This window comes from Streptococcus oralis (assembly GCF_026782345.1).
Lineage (GTDB): Bacteria > Bacillota > Bacilli > Lactobacillales > Streptococcaceae > Streptococcus > Streptococcus oralis_CK.
Window position 1 is genome coordinate 28,202 of the sequence record NZ_JAKUWI010000004.1, and the last position, 17,091, is coordinate 45,292.

A 17,091-nucleotide genomic window follows, 5' to 3' on the forward strand; every position below is an offset into this window, starting at 1 on the left:
TGAAAGGAGTAATCATGGAAAAACAACAGCCTCGCAAAGCAGCCTTGCTGTCAATCATTCCTGGTTTAGGACAAATTTATAACAAACAAAAAGCTAAAGGATTTATTTTCCTTGGTGTTACCGTTTTATTTGTCCTGTATTTTCTAACACTTGCAACCCCTGAATTGAGCAATTTAATCACTCTTGGTGACAAACCTGGTCGTGACAATTCACTTTTCATGCTGATTCGCGGTGCTTTCCATTCTATCTTTGTTGTCGTTTACTTGCTCTTTTATATCTTTAATATCAAGGACGCACATACAACTGCTAAACGTATCAACAACGGGATTCCTGTAGCTCGTACCTTTAAGGATATGATTAAAGGTATTTATGAGAATGGATTCCCATACCTTTTGATCATCCCATCGTATGTAGCGATGACATTTGCGATTATCTTTCCAGTTATCGTAACCTTGATGATTGCCTTTACCAACTATGACTTCCAACATTTACCACCAAATAAATTGTTGGACTGGGTTGGTTTGACGAACTTCACAAACATCTGGAGCTTGAGTACCTTCCGTTCAGCCTTTGGTTCCGTTCTTTCTTGGACCATTATCTGGGCTTTAGCTGCTTCTACTTTGCAGATTGTTATTGGTATCTTTACAGCAATCATTGCCAACCAACCATTTATCAAAGGAAAACGTATCTTTGGTGTTATTTTCCTTCTTCCTTGGGCAGTTCCAGCCTTCATCACTATCTTGACGTTCTCAAATATGTTTAATGATAGTGTTGGTGCCATCAACACCCAAGTCTTGCCTCTCTTGTCTAAGGTTCTTCCTTTCCTAGATGGAGCTCTTATCCCTTGGAAAACAGACCCAACTTGGACTAAGATTGCCTTGATTATGATGCAAGGTTGGCTAGGATTCCCATACATTTACGTTTTGACCTTGGGTATCTTGCAGTCTATTCCTAACGACCTCTACGAAGCGGCTTACATCGATGGTGCTAATGCTTGGCAAAAATTCCGCAACATCACTTTCCCAATGATTTTGGCTGTTGCAGCTCCAACATTGATCAGCCAATACACCTTCAACTTTAACAACTTCTCTATCATGTATCTCTTTAATGGTGGAGGTCCTGGTACTGTCGGAGGCGGAGCCGGTTCAACTGATATCTTGATTTCATGGATTTACCGTTTGACAACAGGTACATCTCCTCAATACTCTATGGCGGCAGCTGTTACCTTGATTATCTCAATTATTGTCATCTCTATCTCTATGATCGCATTCAAGAAACTACACGCATTTGATATGGAGGACGTCTAAGATGAATAACTCAATCAAACTCAAACGTAGACTGACTCAAACCCTCACTTACCTCTACTTGATTGGCCTATCAATTGTCATCATCTACCCACTTTTGATCACCATCATGTCCGCCTTCAAAGCAGGTAACGTCGCAGCCTTTAAACTAGATACTAACATCGACTTCAATTTTGATAACTTTAAAGGGCTCTTCACCGAAACCTTGTATGGCACTTGGTACCTTAATACTTTGATTATTGCCTTTATCACAATGGCTGTTCAAACAAGTATCATCGTACTTGCTGGTTATGCCTACAGCCGTTACAACTTCTTGGCTCGTAAACAAAGTTTGGTCTTCTTCTTGATTATCCAAATGGTGCCAACCATGGCCGCATTGACCGCCTTCTTCGTTATGGCGCTTATGTTGAACGCCCTTAACCATAGCTGGTTCCTCATCTTCCTCTACGTCGGTGGAGGTATTCCGATGAATGCTTGGCTCATGAAAGGTTACTTCGATACCGTACCAATGTCTCTTGACGAATCTGCAAAACTAGATGGTGCAGGACACTTCCGTCGCTTCTGGCAAATTGTCCTTCCGCTCGTTCGCCCAATGGTGGCTGTACAAGCCCTCTGGGCCTTCATGGGACCTTTCGGGGATTACATCCTCTCTAGTTTCTTGCTTCGTGAGAAAGAATACTTTACTGTTGCCGTTGGTCTCCAGACCTTCGTTAGCAATGTGAAAAACATGAAGATCGCCTACTTCTCAGCAGGTGCTATCCTCATCGCCCTTCCAATCTGTATTCTCTTCTTCTTCCTACAAAAGAACTTTGTTTCAGGACTTACAAGTGGTGGCGACAAGGGATAATTTATCCCCGCCACCCTTTTTCATTTTATACTCTTCGAAAATCTCTTCAGACCACGTCAGCTTTATCTCCAACCTCAAAGCTGTGCTTTGAGCAACCTGCGACTAGCTTCCTAGTTTGCTCTTTGATTTTCATTGAGTATTAGCGATTGTTACTGTAAATAATATCCTTGCGACAAGCAATTTGTCTCCTAGACTTGAAATAAAGCACATTTCTCTATATAATAATACTCATATAGAAAACACTTTTAGAAAGATGCCTATGCTTCCATATCCATTCTCGTATTTTACTAGTATCTGGGGATTTCGTAAGCCCCTTTCAAAACGTTTCGATCTCAACTGGTTTCAGCTTCTCTTTACGAGCATTTTCCTCATCAGTTTGTCTATGGTTCCGATTGCCATTCAAAACAGCTCACAGGAGACGTATCCACTGGATACCTTTATCGATAATGTCTACACCCCACTGACAGATGAAGCGATCATGGACTTGTCAGAGAATGCACAAATCGTTGATGGAAAGCTGAACTACTCAGGTACGAAGAATCAGCAGCCTTCTCTTTTGATTGGTCTAAGCCAAAGCAAAGAATTGCCAAAGGATCTGCAACTTCATTTTGATACGGAAGAACTCGTCATCAGTAAGGAAAGTAAGGAACTAACTCGCATTCGCTACCACGCTATTCAAACGGAGAGTTTCCAGAGTAAGGAAGATCTAACCCAGGCCATTTCTAAAGATTGGTACCAACAAAATCGGGTCTATATCAGTCTCTTTCTCGTTCTTGGTGCTAGCTTCCTCTTTGGATTGAATTTCTTCATTGTCTCTCTTGGAGCTAGTCTTCTCCTTTATATCACCAAAAAATCACGTCTCTTTTCATTTAGGACCTTTAAAGAGTGCTACCACTTTATCTTGAACTGTTTAGGATTACCCACTCTGATTACGCTTATTTTGGGACTTTTTGGCCAAAATATGACAACGCTTATCACTGTACAAAACATTCTTTTTGTTCTTTATCTGGTCACTATTTTTTACAAGACACATTTCCGTGATCCAGATTATCATAAATAGGAGATTTTTATGCCCGTGACGATTAAAGATGTGGCTAAAGCAGCAGGTGTCTCACCTTCAACTGTTACCCGCGTCATTCAAAATAAATCAACGATTAGTGATGAAACCAAAAAACGAGTTCGCAAGGCGATGAAGGAGCTCAACTACCATCCCAATCTCAATGCTCGTAGCCTGGTAAGTAGCTATACTCAGGTTATCGGCCTGGTGCTCCCTGATGACTCGGATGCCTTTTACCAAAATCCTTTCTTCCCATCTGTCCTTCGAGGGATCGCCCAAGTCGCGTCTGAAAACCACTACGCTATTCAGATTGCAACAGGGAAAGATGAGAAAGAACGTCTCAATGCGATTTCTCAGATGGTTTATGGCAAGCGTGTTGACGGTTTGATTTTCCTCTATGCCCAAGAAGAAGACCCTCTGGTCAAACTAGTAGCCGATGAGCAGTTCCCTTTCCTCATTCTCGGAAAATCTACTTCACCCTTTATCCCTCTTGTTGATAATGACAATGTACAAGCGGGCTTTGATGCAACAGAGTATTTCATCAAAAAAGGATGCAAACGAATTGCCTTCATCGGGGGTACAAAGCGACTCTTCGTAACGCAAGATCGTCTAACTGGCTATGAGTCCGCACTCAAACAACACCAACTTCCGATTGATACCAACTTAACCTACTTTGCGACCGAATTTCTAGAAGAAAAAGGTTATCAATTCAGTGAACTCCTGTTCAATCACGATCCACAGATTGACGCTATCATCACAACCGATAGTCTCCTAGCAGAAGGAGTTTGTGACTACATCAATAAGCATCAGTTAACTGTTCCTGTCTTGAGTTTCGACTCTGTCAATCCTCGACTTGACCTCGTAGCTTATGTCGATATCAATAGTCTGGAACTTGGGCGCGTTTCCTTTGAAACCATTCTCCAGATCATCAACGATGCTAAAAACAATAAACAGATTTGTTACCGCCAGTTGATTGGACACAAAATTATCGAAAAATAAAGACCAGCCCCAAGGCTGGTCTTTTGAGTATTATTAATTGTCTGTTTCTACGAATCGTCCTAGAATGTGGACATTTTCGGATACAGAGACAAAGGCTGTCGGATCAACTTGTTTCATGATGTGTTTAAAATCATTAAACTCTGCTCGCGTGATAACCGTAATCAAGACTGCTTTTCTCTCATGATTATAGGTTCCTTCTGCATCGTGGATCATGGTTGCTCCGCGGTGCAATTTTTTATGGATTTTTGCGATTACCTTGTCAGGATTATTGGTCACAATCATGGCCTGCATGCGTTTTTGCTTGGTAAAGACCGCGTCTGTCACACGGCTCGATACAAAGATGGTAATCATGGAGTAGAGAGCGTATTTCCAACCAAAGGTCAAACCTGCTATCAGCATGATGGTTCCATTTACCAGGAAAGAAATGCTACCGACATTCTTACCTGTCTTCTTACGAATGGTCAGACTGACGATATCTGTACCTCCGCTAGAAATATTGTTACGGAGCGCAAAACCAATCCCCAAGCCCATGACAACACCCCCAAAAAGGGCATTGATGATGGGATCCTCTGTCAAGGTCACAACTGGCACAAGCTGGATAAAGAGGGAACTCATGGATACTGTGATAAAGGTAAAGACCGTAAACTTATGCCCAATCTGATACCAAGCCAAAATCATCAACGGAAAATTGATGGCATAAAAGGTCAGCGATATCGGAATATAAAAACCAAACCAGTGATTACTCAAAGCAGAGATAATCTGTGCCAAACCCGTCGCACCACTGGAGTAAACGTGTCCTGGTTGAAAAAAGAAATTGACTGCTACTGCTGACAAAAAGCCATAAACCAGAGAAGCCGAGACTTTCTCATCATATTTTTCCCGAGAGATACTTTGTAAAACTCGTAAGATTTTTATCTGATAAGCAAAGCGGCGCAGATAATAGCGCCACCGCTTAATTCGTTTTGCTTGTTTCATCTTCTTCTACTCAATATTTCAAACGTTAAAGCAAGAGGGTTTCAATTGAATCTCTAGTTCCTCTAGTTGTTTGAGAGCGACTGTTGATGGAGCTTGTGTCATTGGGTCGGTTGCCTTATTGTTCTTAGGAAAGGCAATGACTTCACGAATGTTTTCTTCTCCTGCTAAGAGCATCACAAAACGGTCAAGACCGATCGCCAAACCACCGTGTGGTGGGAAACCATAGTCCATGGCTTCAAGAAGGAAGCCAAACTGATCATTTGCTTCTTCAGCTGAGAAACCAAGAGCCTTGAACATGCGTTCTTGAAGGTCTTTTTGGTTGATACGAAGACTACCACCACCAAGCTCATAACCGTTCAAGACGATATCGTAAGCAATGGCACGAACCTTAGCCAAATCACCTTCTAATTCGTGGACTGTTTCTTCCTGTGGAAGGGTAAATGGATGGTGGGCGCTCATGTAGCGACCTTCTTCTTCAGACCATTCAAACATTGGCCAATCAACCACCCAAAGGAAATTGAATTTATCGTTATCAATCAAGTCAAGCTCTTTGGCAATACGTCCACGAAGGGCACCAAGGGTTGCATTGGCTACTTCAAGCGTATCCGCCACAAAGAGAACCAAGTCCTTCTCTTCAAGACCAAGCGCTGTTGTCAAGTCTGCTTGGATGCCAGTCAAGAATTTGGCAACTGGTCCGTTTAATTCTCCATCCACAACCTTGACCCAAGCAAGACCTTTGGCACCGTACTGTTTGGCTACTTCGGTCATCTTGTCGATGCCTTTACGTGAGTAGTTGTCTGCAGCTCCTTTGACCACAATGGCCTTAACGGCAGGTGCTTCTGAGAAAACTTTGAAATCAACACCCTTGACCACTTCTGTCAAGTCCTGAAGCAACATGTCAAAACGGGTATCTGGCTTATCAGAACCGTAAAGAGCCATCGCATCATCATACTTCATACGAGGGAATGGAAGCGTCACTTCGATTCCTTTTGTTTCTTTCATCACGCGCGCAATCAATCCTTCTGTAATATCTTGGATTTCTTGCTCACTAAGGAAAGACGTTTCTAAGTCGACCTGAGTGAACTCAGGCTGACGATCACCACGCAAGTCCTCGTCACGGAAACATTTGACGATTTGGTAATAACGGTCAAAACCAGCATTCATCAAGAGTTGTTTCGTGATTTGTGGGCTCTGAGGAAGAGCATAGAAATGCCCTTTATTGACACGAGATGGCACCAAATAGTCACGCGCCCCTTCTGGCGTTGATTTCGAAAGGAATGGCGTCTCCACATCGATAAACTCCAACTCATCCAAGTAGTTACGGATAGAGTGGGTCACCTTGGCACGAAGCTTAAGGTTTTCTAGCATTTCTGGGCGACGAAGGTCAAGGTAACGGTAACGCAAACGTGTATCGTCATTGGCCTCAATCCCATCTTTAATCTCAAAAGGTGTTGTTTTGGCTGTATTCAACACTGTCAGAGCTGTCACATTTAACTCAACCGCACCAGTCGGCAACTTATCATTGGCTTGCTCACGCGCAGCGACTTGTCCAGTCACCTCAATGACAAACTCGCTACGAAGGCTTTCAGCTGTTGCCATAACTTCTGCTGAAACTTTTTCAGGGTTGATAACCAACTGCATGATCCCTTCACGGTCACGAAGGTCGATAAAAATCAAACCACCAAGGTCACGACGACGCCCAACCCATCCTTTCAAGGTAATTTCTTGTCCGATATGTTCCTCACGAACACGACCAGCATACATACTACGTTTCATTGTTTCTCTCCTCTTTTATTCTGTTACTATTTTACCATAAAAGCGCAGGCACTTCATGAAAATCAGCAGAAAAGTTTGATTGCCTTTAGAAATCAAAACGAACAGACAAAAAATCCGATGAAAACGTCATCGAATTCTCTGATTATGATTCTTAACCTTTTTTACGCTTTTCAGCAATCTCCGCTGCCTTTTTAGGTAGAACAATCTCCGTCGCATACGCCGAAGCAAAACGCAAGACACCTGCAATAGGCGCAAAGACAACTGCTAGATAGTTGTAAAAGAAATCGCCTTTAAAGGCATAGGCAAGTGCCCCGATGATAAAGAAGAGAACGACCGCCTGTATCACTGCTAATAAAATTACTCGTTTCATGTGACCTCCTGACTCTATTATAGCATGAGTATCATCAAAAAGCCGATTAAATTATTCAAAGCGTGGAGAGAAATGCTGTAAAGAAGACCTTTTCGGTTCACATAAGCTAGACCCAAACTCAATCCCAGACTGGCATAAACTAAAAACTGTTGCAAAGTCCCTGGAAAATGAATCAAGGCAAAAAGAACACTCGATACGAGGAGAAACAGAGCTGTCTGTTTGCTGTTGTTCTGCTTAGGAAAGAAATAGCGCGCCAGCATCCCTCTAAAGATGAGTTCTTCTGTCAGAGGAGCAAAGACTACCACCATAAAGAAACCAAATACAGGCTGAGCCACTGTCAGTTGAGATACGATTTGTTGATTGACTGACGGATCTTCTGGCAGAAAGAACTGGGCTGTAATCGCTACTAGCAAAACCAGAGTTGGCAACCAGATATAACGATTAAAAGCTGTTGTCTGGATGCTAACCTTTTCTGTCTGATACCATCTGTAAACTCCATAAACATAGGCCCCTGACAGAGCGATATAGAGTGGCAAGACTCCAAAGATCGAAGCCCCTAGGTCAAGCGCTGATAAAGCCATACTCTGAACCAGACCATAGCCAAAGAAAAAAGATAGGACAGCTAGAAGAAACCAGCCAAGATTTTTAAGTAAGTTCATATGGGCCTCCTATTTCCCTTTATAACTATTTTTCAATACTAAGAGACTAGCTAATCCTAGCAAAAGGACCCATGCTAGCAAAAGACCAAGACTTCTCAAAGATAACTCTCCACCACCTGCTTTTAACAGACTTACCAATGGACCAATGAAAGAATAGTCCAACAATTTTTGCGCAGTTTCATTTTGAACAGCAAGAGTGGGCAAGAAAGAGAAGGTTAGCATAGGAAAAATACTATACACTTGCGCCTTAGACTGAGTATCTGATACTGCACCGATAAGAATGTTAAGAAAGATAATGCTGATAGTTGCCAGAAGCAGATAGAGACCATAGGTAAGAAAGTAGTTTGTCAAATCAACTTTAAGATATAGAGGGAGAACAACCATCGAAAAAAGCACCACTAGAAGAGGAAGAGCCATCATGCTCAGAGTATACTCCGTTGCTGTCACACCACTTAGTATGAGGGATTTAAGATTGCGTTTTTCCTTATCCTCAGCCATCATAATCGATACCATATAACCACTTCCCATACTCAAGACCATCGTCAAACTCGTAGAGAGGAGAAACATAGTCAGTTCTCCACTCTTGTTTAAGAACTCATTATACAGGATAGCAATACCAAAGGGCATTAATAAAGTTGCTAACAAGGTTGAATTGCTAATAAGAACTTGTAACCTTAACCAAAGAAGGGCATTTAATTTTCTAAACATCTAACTTTTCTCCTGTCAATCTAATAAAGATTTCTTCTAAAGTCGGTTCACAAGAATGAACAGCTATTAGATTTGTCGTATTCAAATGAGGCAATTCTTCAAAAGGAACCACTTGTTCACGCCCATCTTGGTAGCATAAACGAACCTTTTTGTCCACATGGTATTTCTGGATAATCTCTTGTGGACTGCCATACTCAATCAAGTTTCCCTTATTTAAAAGAGAGAGTCGATCACAAAGCAAGGTTGCTTCATTCATATCGTGGGTTGTTAAGAAGATCGTTGTCCCAGCCTGCTTCAGTTCCTGTAAGAGAGCATGAATCGATTTTGAGGTGGTAGGATCAAGACCACTTGTCGGCTCATCTAGAAAGAGAATTTTGGGAGCATTTAGAAGAGCACGAGCCAAGAACATCCGTTGTTTCATACCTGTGGATAGTTTTTCCGCAATAAGGTTTTTGGCATCTGATAACCCAACTTGATCAAGCACTGTATCTACTCTAGAAGCTTTAAGACCGTATAATTTTGCATAAATGAGCAGATTTTTATAGAGGCTCATCTTTTCATAAAAACCACTGCTATCACTAACAATCCCGATTTGTTCCAAATCATTTGAAGTCAAATTTCGAGAGGACTTTCCTAGGAGAACGGTCTCACCCTGATCTGCAGCTAACTGACCCGTCAGAACATTGATCATGGTTGTTTTACCTGAACCTGAGGGACCTAGGAAGCCAAAGATTTCACCTTCTTGAATCTCAAAAGAAATCTGATGCAGAGCTTTCTTGCTTCCAAAACTTTTGCTTACATTTTCAACACGAATCATAGGAACTCCTTTATTTGAAATAACGTTTTACCATAGGTAATTGCATCACATTGATATAAATATGGATCGCTCCTACAAGCAAGAAGGCTAGTAGCTGAATTTCTCCTGTCAATAAGGAAAAGAGAGCAATTAGAAAGTACAAAGTTGGCAAGACATACTGATTTAATTGGAATAAAATTCGAAAACTTTGTTCCAAATTAGCCTGACGCTCCCCTTCATCATAGGAGTTTATGTAGTCCAAGACATCCTTTGGTGTAGAGAAGAATTCCAAATCAAACTGACGAACGATCGCAATGGTCTTATAGAGATATTTTTGAGCACTGAAAATCATCACTAATGCCAAAAAAGAAAGAGATAAGGTTATATAGCTGATATTTAGTACAATGACTTCACTACCTGAGATGAAAAGAGCCAAAAAAATCGCTACACCTGTACTATTAAAAGCAATAGTTCCAAACTCGAGATTACGATACATTTGTACATAATAGGTTTCATTCAGATCATCATCCATTTCCTCTTGATACAAGGAGTGAAATGTTCTGCTTTTCTTTAAGAAATCGAAAGTCAAAAACATACTAATGAAACCTAACAGTAAACAAATAGATGATATCCATGGAGTCACGGTTTTGACATCTAAAATGGTTCCGTAGTTTTCGGTATAGGCCTTAAACATCCCTGCAAACATGCCCAAGAAGCCTCCCAAGATAACAGCCATTAGAAATAACAATCCACGTTTCTTTTTCATATTCATACTCTTTCTAAACTAAACCAATCCAACTAACCACTGACCAAAGTCCTTACCTGACTCAAAGATAGCGACCAAACCTTCTGTTCCAAGTGACACCAAAATCAAACAAACAGCAAGTAAGAGAATAGCTTGGTTTCTAGCTTTTTTTGCTCCATCCCCCAAGGGTTCATTGCCAAGCCAACCTGCTAGATAAGCATAGGCTGTAACTGTTAAAATACCAATCTCTGTAGAAGAGAGAAACAACAAAACTGTCACCAAACGAACGATATTGGCTTGAATGTTAAAATAATTTCCTAAACCTGCACAAACACCTGCAAGTGCTTTGTGTTCAGTATCGACTTGAAAACCCGCTGAAAACTCTTTCATAACTTTTCTCCTTTTACAATCTCTTTAAACTTTATCTTTCTCTCTACCCATCTAAAGACTAATAGTAAAACTATGTTAATCCAGAAGAGGTATTTACTTTCAACAATTGTAAACCAACCAAATAGGCTTCCGATCATAGCCAAAAGATTAACGATAAACACAACTATAGATAGATAATAAATCACTTTATACTTGTTCATCACTCGTCCTCCTCCAAGCGAAATACCGATTCGACTGTTTCGTTGAAAATCTGAGATATTTTCAAGGCAATCACAATGGACGGGGTGTACTCATCCCGCTCAAGCAAGCTGATGGTTTGCCTGGACACGCCAGCTAGTTTGGCCAGCTCTGTTTGATTCAGGCCATCGCGAGCCCGAAGCTCTTTTAGACGATTTTTTAGCATGTCTTTTTTCTCCTTTGTTCTTATCTTGATTTCATTGTAACACATCTTTTTCTTTTTGACAAGCATATTTGTCAAAAAGTTTAAGATTTTTGTCATTTTGCAAAATAAAAAGGTCAGGAATGGTTTCCTGACCAGGTTATCTGTCATTAAAATCCTAATTTTTCAAAGATTTCTGAGAAGTTTTGGCTAATAGCATCAAGTGACACTTGAACTTCTTCTCGAGTTTGGTTGTTCTTAACCGTCACTTGTCCGCTTTCAACTTCACTCTCGCCTAGAGTAATAAGAGTCTTAGCCGCAAAGACATCGGCGGACTTGAACTGAGCTTTGAGCTTCCGGTTAAGGTAGTCACGCTCTGCTTTGAATCCTTGTTGGCGAAGGGCTTGTACCAATTCCAAGGCCTTAACATTTGCGCCTTCTCCCAAGACTGCGATATAGACATCTAGAGCGTTTTCGATAGGGAGGGCCACACCTTGCTTTTCAAGGATAAGAAGCAGACGCTCTACACCAAGTCCAAAGCCAAAGCCTGCAGTTTCAGGACCACCAAAGTAGGCAACCAAACCATCGTAACGACCACCCGCACAGACTGTCAAATCATTGCCCTCAATCTCAGTGATAAACTCGAAAATCGTGTGGTTGTAGTAGTCCAAACCACGTACCATATTGGTATCGATGATATAGTCTACACCCAGATTTTCCAACATCTGACGCACGGCATCAAAATGAGCTTGGCTTTCTTCATCAAGGAAGTCCAAGATAGACGGCGCATTCTCTACTGCTACCTTGTCTTCTTTTTCCTTAGAGTCCAAGACACGGAGAGGATTTTCCTCCAAACGACGTTGGCTATCCTTAGACAAGGTCTCCTTGAGCGGTGTCAAATAGTCAATCAAGGCCTGACGGTAAGCCGCACGGCTCTCAGGATTTCCAAGAGTGTTGAGGTGTAATTTGACACCTTGGATGCCGATTTCTTTCAAGAAATGAGCTGCCATAGCGATGGTTTCCACATCGGTAGCTGGATTGCTTGAGCCAAAACACTCAACACCAATCTGGTGGAACTGACGCAAACGACCTGCCTGTGGACGCTCATAGCGGAACATAGGGCCCATGTAGTAAAATTTGCTTGGCTTTTGCACTTCTGGAGCGAAGAGTTTATTTTCCACATAGGAACGGACAACTGGCGCAGTTCCTTCTGGACGGAGGGTGATATGACGGTCACCCTTGTCATAGAAATCATACATTTCCTTGGTTACGATATCCGTTGTATCTCCGACAGAGCGGCTGATGACCTCGTAGTGCTCAAAAATAGGCGTGCGCACTTCTGCATAGTTATAGCGCTTGAAAATTTCACGGGCAAAGCCCTCAACGTACTGCCATTTAGCAGACTCAGCAGGTAAAATATCCTGCGTTCCTTTTGGTTTTTGTAATTTCATAGGGAATCCTCTTTAAACTTAATAGTCTTATTTTACCATAAATAGAGGGATTAAAACAGTGAGAGTAGGAATTCTCAAGAGAGTCTTTTCAGAAAATTCATCAAAAACTTGCTAAATTGTCAGAATTATGAGAAAATAGAGGATATTTATCACGTGGAGGGACTGTTATGAGAGACGATATCAAAATCAATGACCGCGCTTTGGCCTTGCAAGATCAAATTATCGATAAACTAGAGAAGGTTTTTGATACAGATGTGGAATTGGATGTTTACAATCTAGGATTGATTTATGAGATCAATCTGGACGAAACAGGTCTCTGCAAGATCGTCATGACCTTCACTGATACTGCCTGTGATTGCGCCGAAAGCCTGCCTATCGAAATCGTCGCAGGTCTGAAACAAATCGAGGGTATCGAAGATGTCAAGGTTGAAGTTACCTGGTCTCCCGCTTGGAAGATTACACGAATTAGTCGCTACGGCCGTATTGCCCTTGGGCTACCGCCTCGTTAATACTCTTCAAAATCAAATTCAAACCACGTCAGCTTTATCTCCAACCTCAAAGCTGTGCTTTGAGCAACCTGCGCCTAGCTTTCTAGTTTGCTCTTTGATTTTTATTAAGTATAAGCAGGCAAATCACTTTTGAGGATTAAAAAAAGCAAGCCGAAGTTGGCTTGCTTTTCTTGTTTATTTTTTACCTGACTTGTCCATATTCCAGAAGTCTGTCACGGCTCCACGAGAAGCGGATGATACGATATGGGCGTATTTACCGAGGACACCACGGCTGTAAAGTGGTGGCAAGGTTGTTTCTGCCTTGCGTTTTTCAAGTTCTTCTTCGGATACGGCCATGGAAATTTCTTTGGTATCTTGGTCAACTGTAACGATATCGCCTGTACGAAGGTAAGCAATTGGTCCACCATCCTGAGCTTCAGGTGCGATATGTCCAACAACCAGACCATAAGTACCACCAGAGAAACGGCCATCCGTCAAGAGGGCAACCTTGTCTCCTTGACCTTTACCAACGATCATGGATGAAAGGGACAGCATCTCAGGCATACCAGGACCACCCTTAGGTCCCACGAAACGAACAACGACTACATCGCCATCAACGATTTCGTCTGTCAAGACAGCCTGGATAGCATCTTCTTCTGAGTCAAAGACCTTAGCCGGTCCAACGTGACGACGCACTTTAACACCTGATACTTTAGCAACCGCACCGTCAGGGGCAAGGTTCCCGTTCAAGATAATAAGCGGACCATCTGCACGTTTTGGATTTTCAAGTGGCATGATGACTTTTTGACCTGGTGTGAGGTCTGCAAAGTCGGCCAAGTTTTCAGCGACTGTCTTACCAGTACATGTGATGCGGTCGCCATGAAGGAAACCATTCGCCAAGAGGTATTTCATAACCGCAGGCACACCACCGACTTCGTAGAGGTCTTGGAAGACATACTGACCAGATGGTTTCAAGTCGGCCAAGTGAGGCACACGTTCTTGGATTGTATTGAAGTCCTCAAGTGACAAGTCAACATTAGCCGCATGGGCAATGGCAAGCAAGTGAAGAGTAGCATTTGTAGAACCACCGAGAGCCATGGTTACAGTGATGGCATCTTCAAAGGCTTCACGAGTCAAGATATCGGATGGTTTGAGACCAAGCTCCAGCATCTTGACAACAGCACGTCCTGCTGCTTCGATATCTTCTTTCTTGTCAGCTGATTCAGCTGGGTGAGATGAAGACCCTGGCAAACTCATCCCTAGAACTTCGATAGCGGTCGCCATGGTATTAGCAGTATACATACCACCACAGCCACCAGGCCCAGGGCAGGCATTACATTCGAGACGTTTCACGTCCTCAGCTGTCATATCACCGTGATTCCATTTCCCAATCCCTTCAAATACAGAAACCAAGTCGATGTCTTTACCATCTAACTTTCCGGGCGCAATGGTACCACCATAGGCGAAAATAGCTGGAATATCCATATTAGCAATGGCAATCATGGAACCAGGCATATTCTTGTCACAGCCACCGATAGCAACAAAGGCATCGACGTTGTGCCCCCCCATAGCCGCTTCGATAGAATCCGCAATAATATCACGAGATGTTAGAGAGAAGCGCATACCAGGCGTTCCCATGGCAATCCCGTCCGCTACGGTAATAGTACCAAACTGAACAGGCCAAGCACCTGCAGATTTGACACCTTCTTTAGCCAATTTCCCAAAATCATGCAAGTGAATATTACATGGTGTATTTTCCGCCCAAGTCGAAATCACTCCCACAATCGGTGTTTCAAAGTCCTTATCTGTCATACCAGTCGCACGCAGCATGGCACGGTTTGGTGATTTAACCATGCTGTCATAAATGCTACTGCGGTGACGTTTATCTAATTCAGTCATCTTATCCCTCCCATTTCAGTTTTTACTATTATAGCACATTTCAAAAGCAATGAACAGAAGAAAATTCTTGAATTTTCAGAAAATTCCGATTAACAACTTCTAATTTTTTCATCTTTTTTTGTCAAGTAACTTTACTTTACAAAAAAAATGTGTTATCCTAGTATGGTTGATGAAAATCACTAGATTGAATCGAATATAAATACCTAAAGGAGAAATCAAAATGGCAGTACCTGCACGTCGCACTTCAAAAGCGAAGAAAAACAAACGTCGTACACACTACAAAGTAACAGCTCCATCTGTAAACTTTGACGAAACTACTGGAGATTACTCACGTTCTCACCGTGTATCACTTAAAGGATACTACAAAGGACGTAAAATCGCTAAAGCTGCATCAGCTGAATAATAGAAGGGAGATACCATGCGCGTAAATATTACACTTGAACACAAAGAATCTGGTGAACGCTTGTACCTTACTTCTAAAAACAAACGTAACACTCCAGACCGTCTTCAATTGAAGAAATACTCACCAAAACTTCGCAAACACGTTGTGTTTACAGAAGTGAAATAGGGATTCACTACATGTCAACAGACGTGAGAAACCTTGATTCTAAGCAATTTTTGAAATTTTAAATTTTATTACATTGCAAGATAAATCAACCGAATCAGTATTCTTATTTCACTACCTTTTTTGAAATAAGAATACTGATTCGGACAATTAAAAGCAAGAGAAGGAGCTTCATCATGAGATGAAGCTCCTTTTTATTGTACTCTCATTCCTAAAAATACTAGAAATTGCGTCGTCTTTTCTAAACTTTGTGGAATCCCAAACGCAGGCTAAAACCAGACTTCGTTTTTATTTTTTCTGTGGTTTCATCATCGTATTGTCAATTTCATCATTTTCAAAAAAATAAAAAATAAAAATCAGAACAACCATCAAAACACTCGAAACTAGGAAAAATAACGTTGATGACCAAAACAAAATGCTCAATATTTTTACATCAAGACCGTTTGATAAAAATAATCTATAAAAAGCACATACAATGATATTTACCATACCAACAGCAAATGGAACTATAATTGAGAGTATTAATTGTAACTTTGCTCTTTTTGTCTCAAATATTGTTTTCATAATCGCCGTAGATTTTGAAATTGAAGCAAGTATACCTAACATAGCTCCTAAAAAACCTGTCATTATTGAAGAAAAGTTAAGCACATCTCCGACAAAATCATTTATATTCAATTTTACTAAACAACGAGAGAGTGGAATACTTACTAGGATAATTAATATTGCACTTACACCGTAGAAAATCCAAAATCTTTTTTGTTTTATTGCTTTCATTTATTTCTTAAAACCTTACTCTTTACTTTTGTATATCTTACTGACATTTCAGAAAATACTGAAGCTGGGTTCAACGTTCTATTCTCATCATACTGAAAATGAATTACTTCCATCAATTTATTTGAAATCAAATCAACTGTTTCAATTTTTTCATCAAGATTTCGTCCTCTAACATGTAATTTTTTGACACCATCTCTATTAATAGACATAATCTCATTAACAATGCTGTCTGGTAAATACTCTCCTTTACTACCTGTCTCTTTTTTTGCAGTCAATGAAATTTCAACATCAAATAAATTTGAATCTTTACTTGAAGATATAGCATTTTTTATAGCTGAGATTAAATCAAAATTATCACTCGGTGAACTCTTTTCCTCCATTTTGATAGCTACATGTTTATATCCCTTGAAACTCTTTGCAATGCTTTCTGCATCTGCTTGTATAATAATCGGAAGTCTTATATCACAACTAGAATAGTCTAATTTTTCTAGCAATGCACTTAAAAAAGATTCAAACTTATTGGTACTGATTGAATTTCGGTTAACTTGAAGCATAAATATCGCATTTTCATAATCATACAATGCTGACATTTTTTCTCCTAGAAACTCATCCTCAGCCAATCCCAATTCTTGAGATTCCCCAAATAATTTTGTTTTACTTGGAAAATTGAAATCCCTTAACTCTTCTATAACTAGATGATAATAAGGCTCCGAATAATTAGGTCGGTTTAATTGCTCTAATTTATATTTATCTCCAGCAATCTCAAATGTATATCTTTCATTTAAGTTTGCTTTATAAGTTTTAGCGACTTCATCAAAAACTTCGGATAAATCAATTGTTTGTCCATTATTCACAACTTGATGAAAGTAGAATCTCACCTGCTTAGATTTAACCATTTGTACCTCTTTT

Annotated in this window: 21 protein-coding genes; 7 read left to right on the forward strand and 14 right to left on the reverse strand. The window is 40.8% G+C overall.

Going from position 1 to position 17,091, the window contains the following annotated elements:
- Positions 1–14: 14 nt before the first annotated feature.
- From MK405_RS08400 to MK405_RS08415, 4 genes are all read left to right on the forward strand, one after another.
- Positions 15–1,307, forward strand: a complete 1,293-nt coding sequence (locus tag MK405_RS08400) for a sugar ABC transporter permease (protein ID WP_212576554.1) — start codon at positions 15–17, stop codon at positions 1,305–1,307.
- A 1-nt stretch (position 1,308) separates the two neighbouring features.
- Positions 1,309–2,151 carry a sugar ABC transporter permease gene (locus MK405_RS08405; protein ID WP_001065640.1) on the forward strand — a complete coding sequence of 281 codons (843 nt, stop codon included), beginning with the start codon at positions 1,309–1,311 and terminating at the stop codon, positions 2,149–2,151.
- 259 nt (positions 2,152–2,410) lie between these two features.
- Complete coding sequence (locus MK405_RS08410) at positions 2,411–3,211, forward strand: DUF1189 domain-containing protein (RefSeq protein WP_268704774.1); 801 nt, start codon at positions 2,411–2,413, stop codon at positions 3,209–3,211.
- 9 nt (positions 3,212–3,220) lie between these two features.
- Positions 3,221–4,207 carry a LacI family DNA-binding transcriptional regulator gene (locus MK405_RS08415; protein ID WP_268704775.1) on the forward strand — a complete coding sequence of 329 codons (987 nt, stop codon included), beginning with the start codon at positions 3,221–3,223 and terminating at the stop codon, positions 4,205–4,207.
- 33 nt (positions 4,208–4,240) lie between these two features.
- Here MK405_RS08415 and MK405_RS08420 read toward each other — a convergent pair whose 3' ends face one another.
- The 11 genes from MK405_RS08420 to hisS all read right to left on the reverse strand — a co-directional run bounded on the left by MK405_RS08420 (position 4,241) and on the right by hisS (position 12,456).
- Positions 4,241–5,182, reverse strand: a complete 942-nt coding sequence (locus MK405_RS08420) for a YitT family protein (RefSeq protein WP_250315672.1) — start codon at positions 5,180–5,182, stop codon at positions 4,241–4,243.
- 18 nt (positions 5,183–5,200) lie between these two features.
- Complete coding sequence (gene aspS, locus MK405_RS08425) at positions 5,201–6,958, reverse strand: aspartate--tRNA ligase (protein ID WP_268704776.1); 1,758 nt, start codon at positions 6,956–6,958, stop codon at positions 5,201–5,203.
- Between the two features lie 151 nt (positions 6,959–7,109).
- The gene (locus MK405_RS08430) at positions 7,110–7,328 is read right to left on the reverse strand and encodes a hypothetical protein (protein WP_000832176.1); all 219 of its coding nucleotides are present in this window, start codon (positions 7,326–7,328) and stop codon (positions 7,110–7,112) included.
- A gap of 17 nt (positions 7,329–7,345) precedes the next feature.
- Positions 7,346–7,987 (reverse strand): CPBP family intramembrane glutamic endopeptidase, encoded by a 642-nt coding sequence (locus MK405_RS08435; RefSeq protein WP_001050638.1) that lies wholly within the window; start codon positions 7,985–7,987, stop codon positions 7,346–7,348.
- Positions 7,988–7,996: 9 nt separating this feature from the next.
- Positions 7,997–8,695 carry an ABC transporter permease gene (locus MK405_RS08440; RefSeq protein WP_268704777.1) on the reverse strand — a complete coding sequence of 233 codons (699 nt, stop codon included), beginning with the start codon at positions 8,693–8,695 and terminating at the stop codon, positions 7,997–7,999.
- Positions 8,688–9,512 carry an ABC transporter ATP-binding protein gene (locus MK405_RS08445; RefSeq protein ID WP_268704778.1) on the reverse strand — a complete coding sequence of 275 codons (825 nt, stop codon included), beginning with the start codon at positions 9,510–9,512 and terminating at the stop codon, positions 8,688–8,690. The genes MK405_RS08440 and MK405_RS08445 overlap by 8 nt, the downstream gene beginning before the upstream one ends.
- 10 nt (positions 9,513–9,522) lie before the next feature.
- Positions 9,523–10,257, reverse strand: coding sequence for a DUF3169 family protein (locus MK405_RS08450; RefSeq protein ID WP_268704779.1), 735 nt, complete (start codon positions 10,255–10,257; stop codon positions 9,523–9,525).
- Between the two features lie 18 nt (positions 10,258–10,275).
- Complete coding sequence (locus MK405_RS08455; RefSeq protein WP_268704780.1) at positions 10,276–10,626, reverse strand: PspC domain-containing protein; 351 nt, start codon at positions 10,624–10,626, stop codon at positions 10,276–10,278.
- A complete protein-coding gene (locus MK405_RS08460) occupies positions 10,623–10,826 on the reverse strand; it encodes a hypothetical protein (RefSeq protein WP_001046116.1) in 204 nt (67 codons plus the stop codon). The genes MK405_RS08455 and MK405_RS08460 overlap by 4 nt, the downstream gene beginning before the upstream one ends.
- Positions 10,826–11,029 carry a helix-turn-helix transcriptional regulator gene (locus MK405_RS08465; protein WP_084945484.1) on the reverse strand — a complete coding sequence of 68 codons (204 nt, stop codon included), beginning with the start codon at positions 11,027–11,029 and terminating at the stop codon, positions 10,826–10,828. Before MK405_RS08465 ends, MK405_RS08460 begins: the two co-directional genes overlap by 1 nt.
- 146 nt (positions 11,030–11,175) lie before the next feature.
- Positions 11,176–12,456 carry a histidine--tRNA ligase gene (gene hisS / locus MK405_RS08470; protein WP_070479542.1) on the reverse strand — a complete coding sequence of 427 codons (1,281 nt, stop codon included), beginning with the start codon at positions 12,454–12,456 and terminating at the stop codon, positions 11,176–11,178.
- A gap of 167 nt (positions 12,457–12,623) precedes the next feature.
- Between hisS and MK405_RS08475 the strand changes: the two genes are divergently transcribed.
- Positions 12,624–12,965, forward strand: a complete 342-nt coding sequence (locus MK405_RS08475; RefSeq protein WP_001204050.1) for a metal-sulfur cluster assembly factor — start codon at positions 12,624–12,626, stop codon at positions 12,963–12,965.
- Between the two features lie 174 nt (positions 12,966–13,139).
- Here MK405_RS08475 and ilvD read toward each other — a convergent pair whose 3' ends face one another.
- Entirely contained in the window at positions 13,140–14,843 is a 1,704-nt protein-coding gene (ilvD, locus tag MK405_RS08480; protein WP_061452965.1) for a dihydroxy-acid dehydratase, read from the reverse strand.
- 220 nt (positions 14,844–15,063) lie between these two features.
- Here ilvD and rpmF point away from each other — a divergent pair, with 220 nt between their 5' ends.
- Both rpmF and rpmG read left to right on the forward strand, forming a co-directional pair.
- Positions 15,064–15,246, forward strand: coding sequence for a 50S ribosomal protein L32 (gene rpmF, locus MK405_RS08485; protein WP_000290417.1), 183 nt, complete (start codon positions 15,064–15,066; stop codon positions 15,244–15,246).
- Between the two features lie 15 nt (positions 15,247–15,261).
- Positions 15,262–15,411, forward strand: a complete 150-nt coding sequence (gene rpmG, locus MK405_RS08490) for a 50S ribosomal protein L33 (protein ID WP_001265622.1) — start codon at positions 15,262–15,264, stop codon at positions 15,409–15,411.
- 285 nt (positions 15,412–15,696) lie between these two features.
- Here rpmG and MK405_RS08495 read toward each other — a convergent pair whose 3' ends face one another.
- Both MK405_RS08495 and MK405_RS08500 read right to left on the reverse strand, forming a co-directional pair.
- Positions 15,697–16,182: a hypothetical protein gene (locus tag MK405_RS08495; RefSeq protein WP_195594937.1), complete on the reverse strand. Its 486-nt coding sequence runs from the start codon at positions 16,180–16,182 to the stop codon at positions 15,697–15,699.
- On the reverse strand, positions 16,179–17,078 hold the full coding sequence (locus MK405_RS08500; RefSeq protein ID WP_195594939.1) for a DUF6731 family protein: 900 nt from the start codon (positions 17,076–17,078) through the stop codon (positions 16,179–16,181). Before MK405_RS08500 ends, MK405_RS08495 begins: the two co-directional genes overlap by 4 nt.
- Positions 17,079–17,091: the final 13 nt, after the last annotated feature.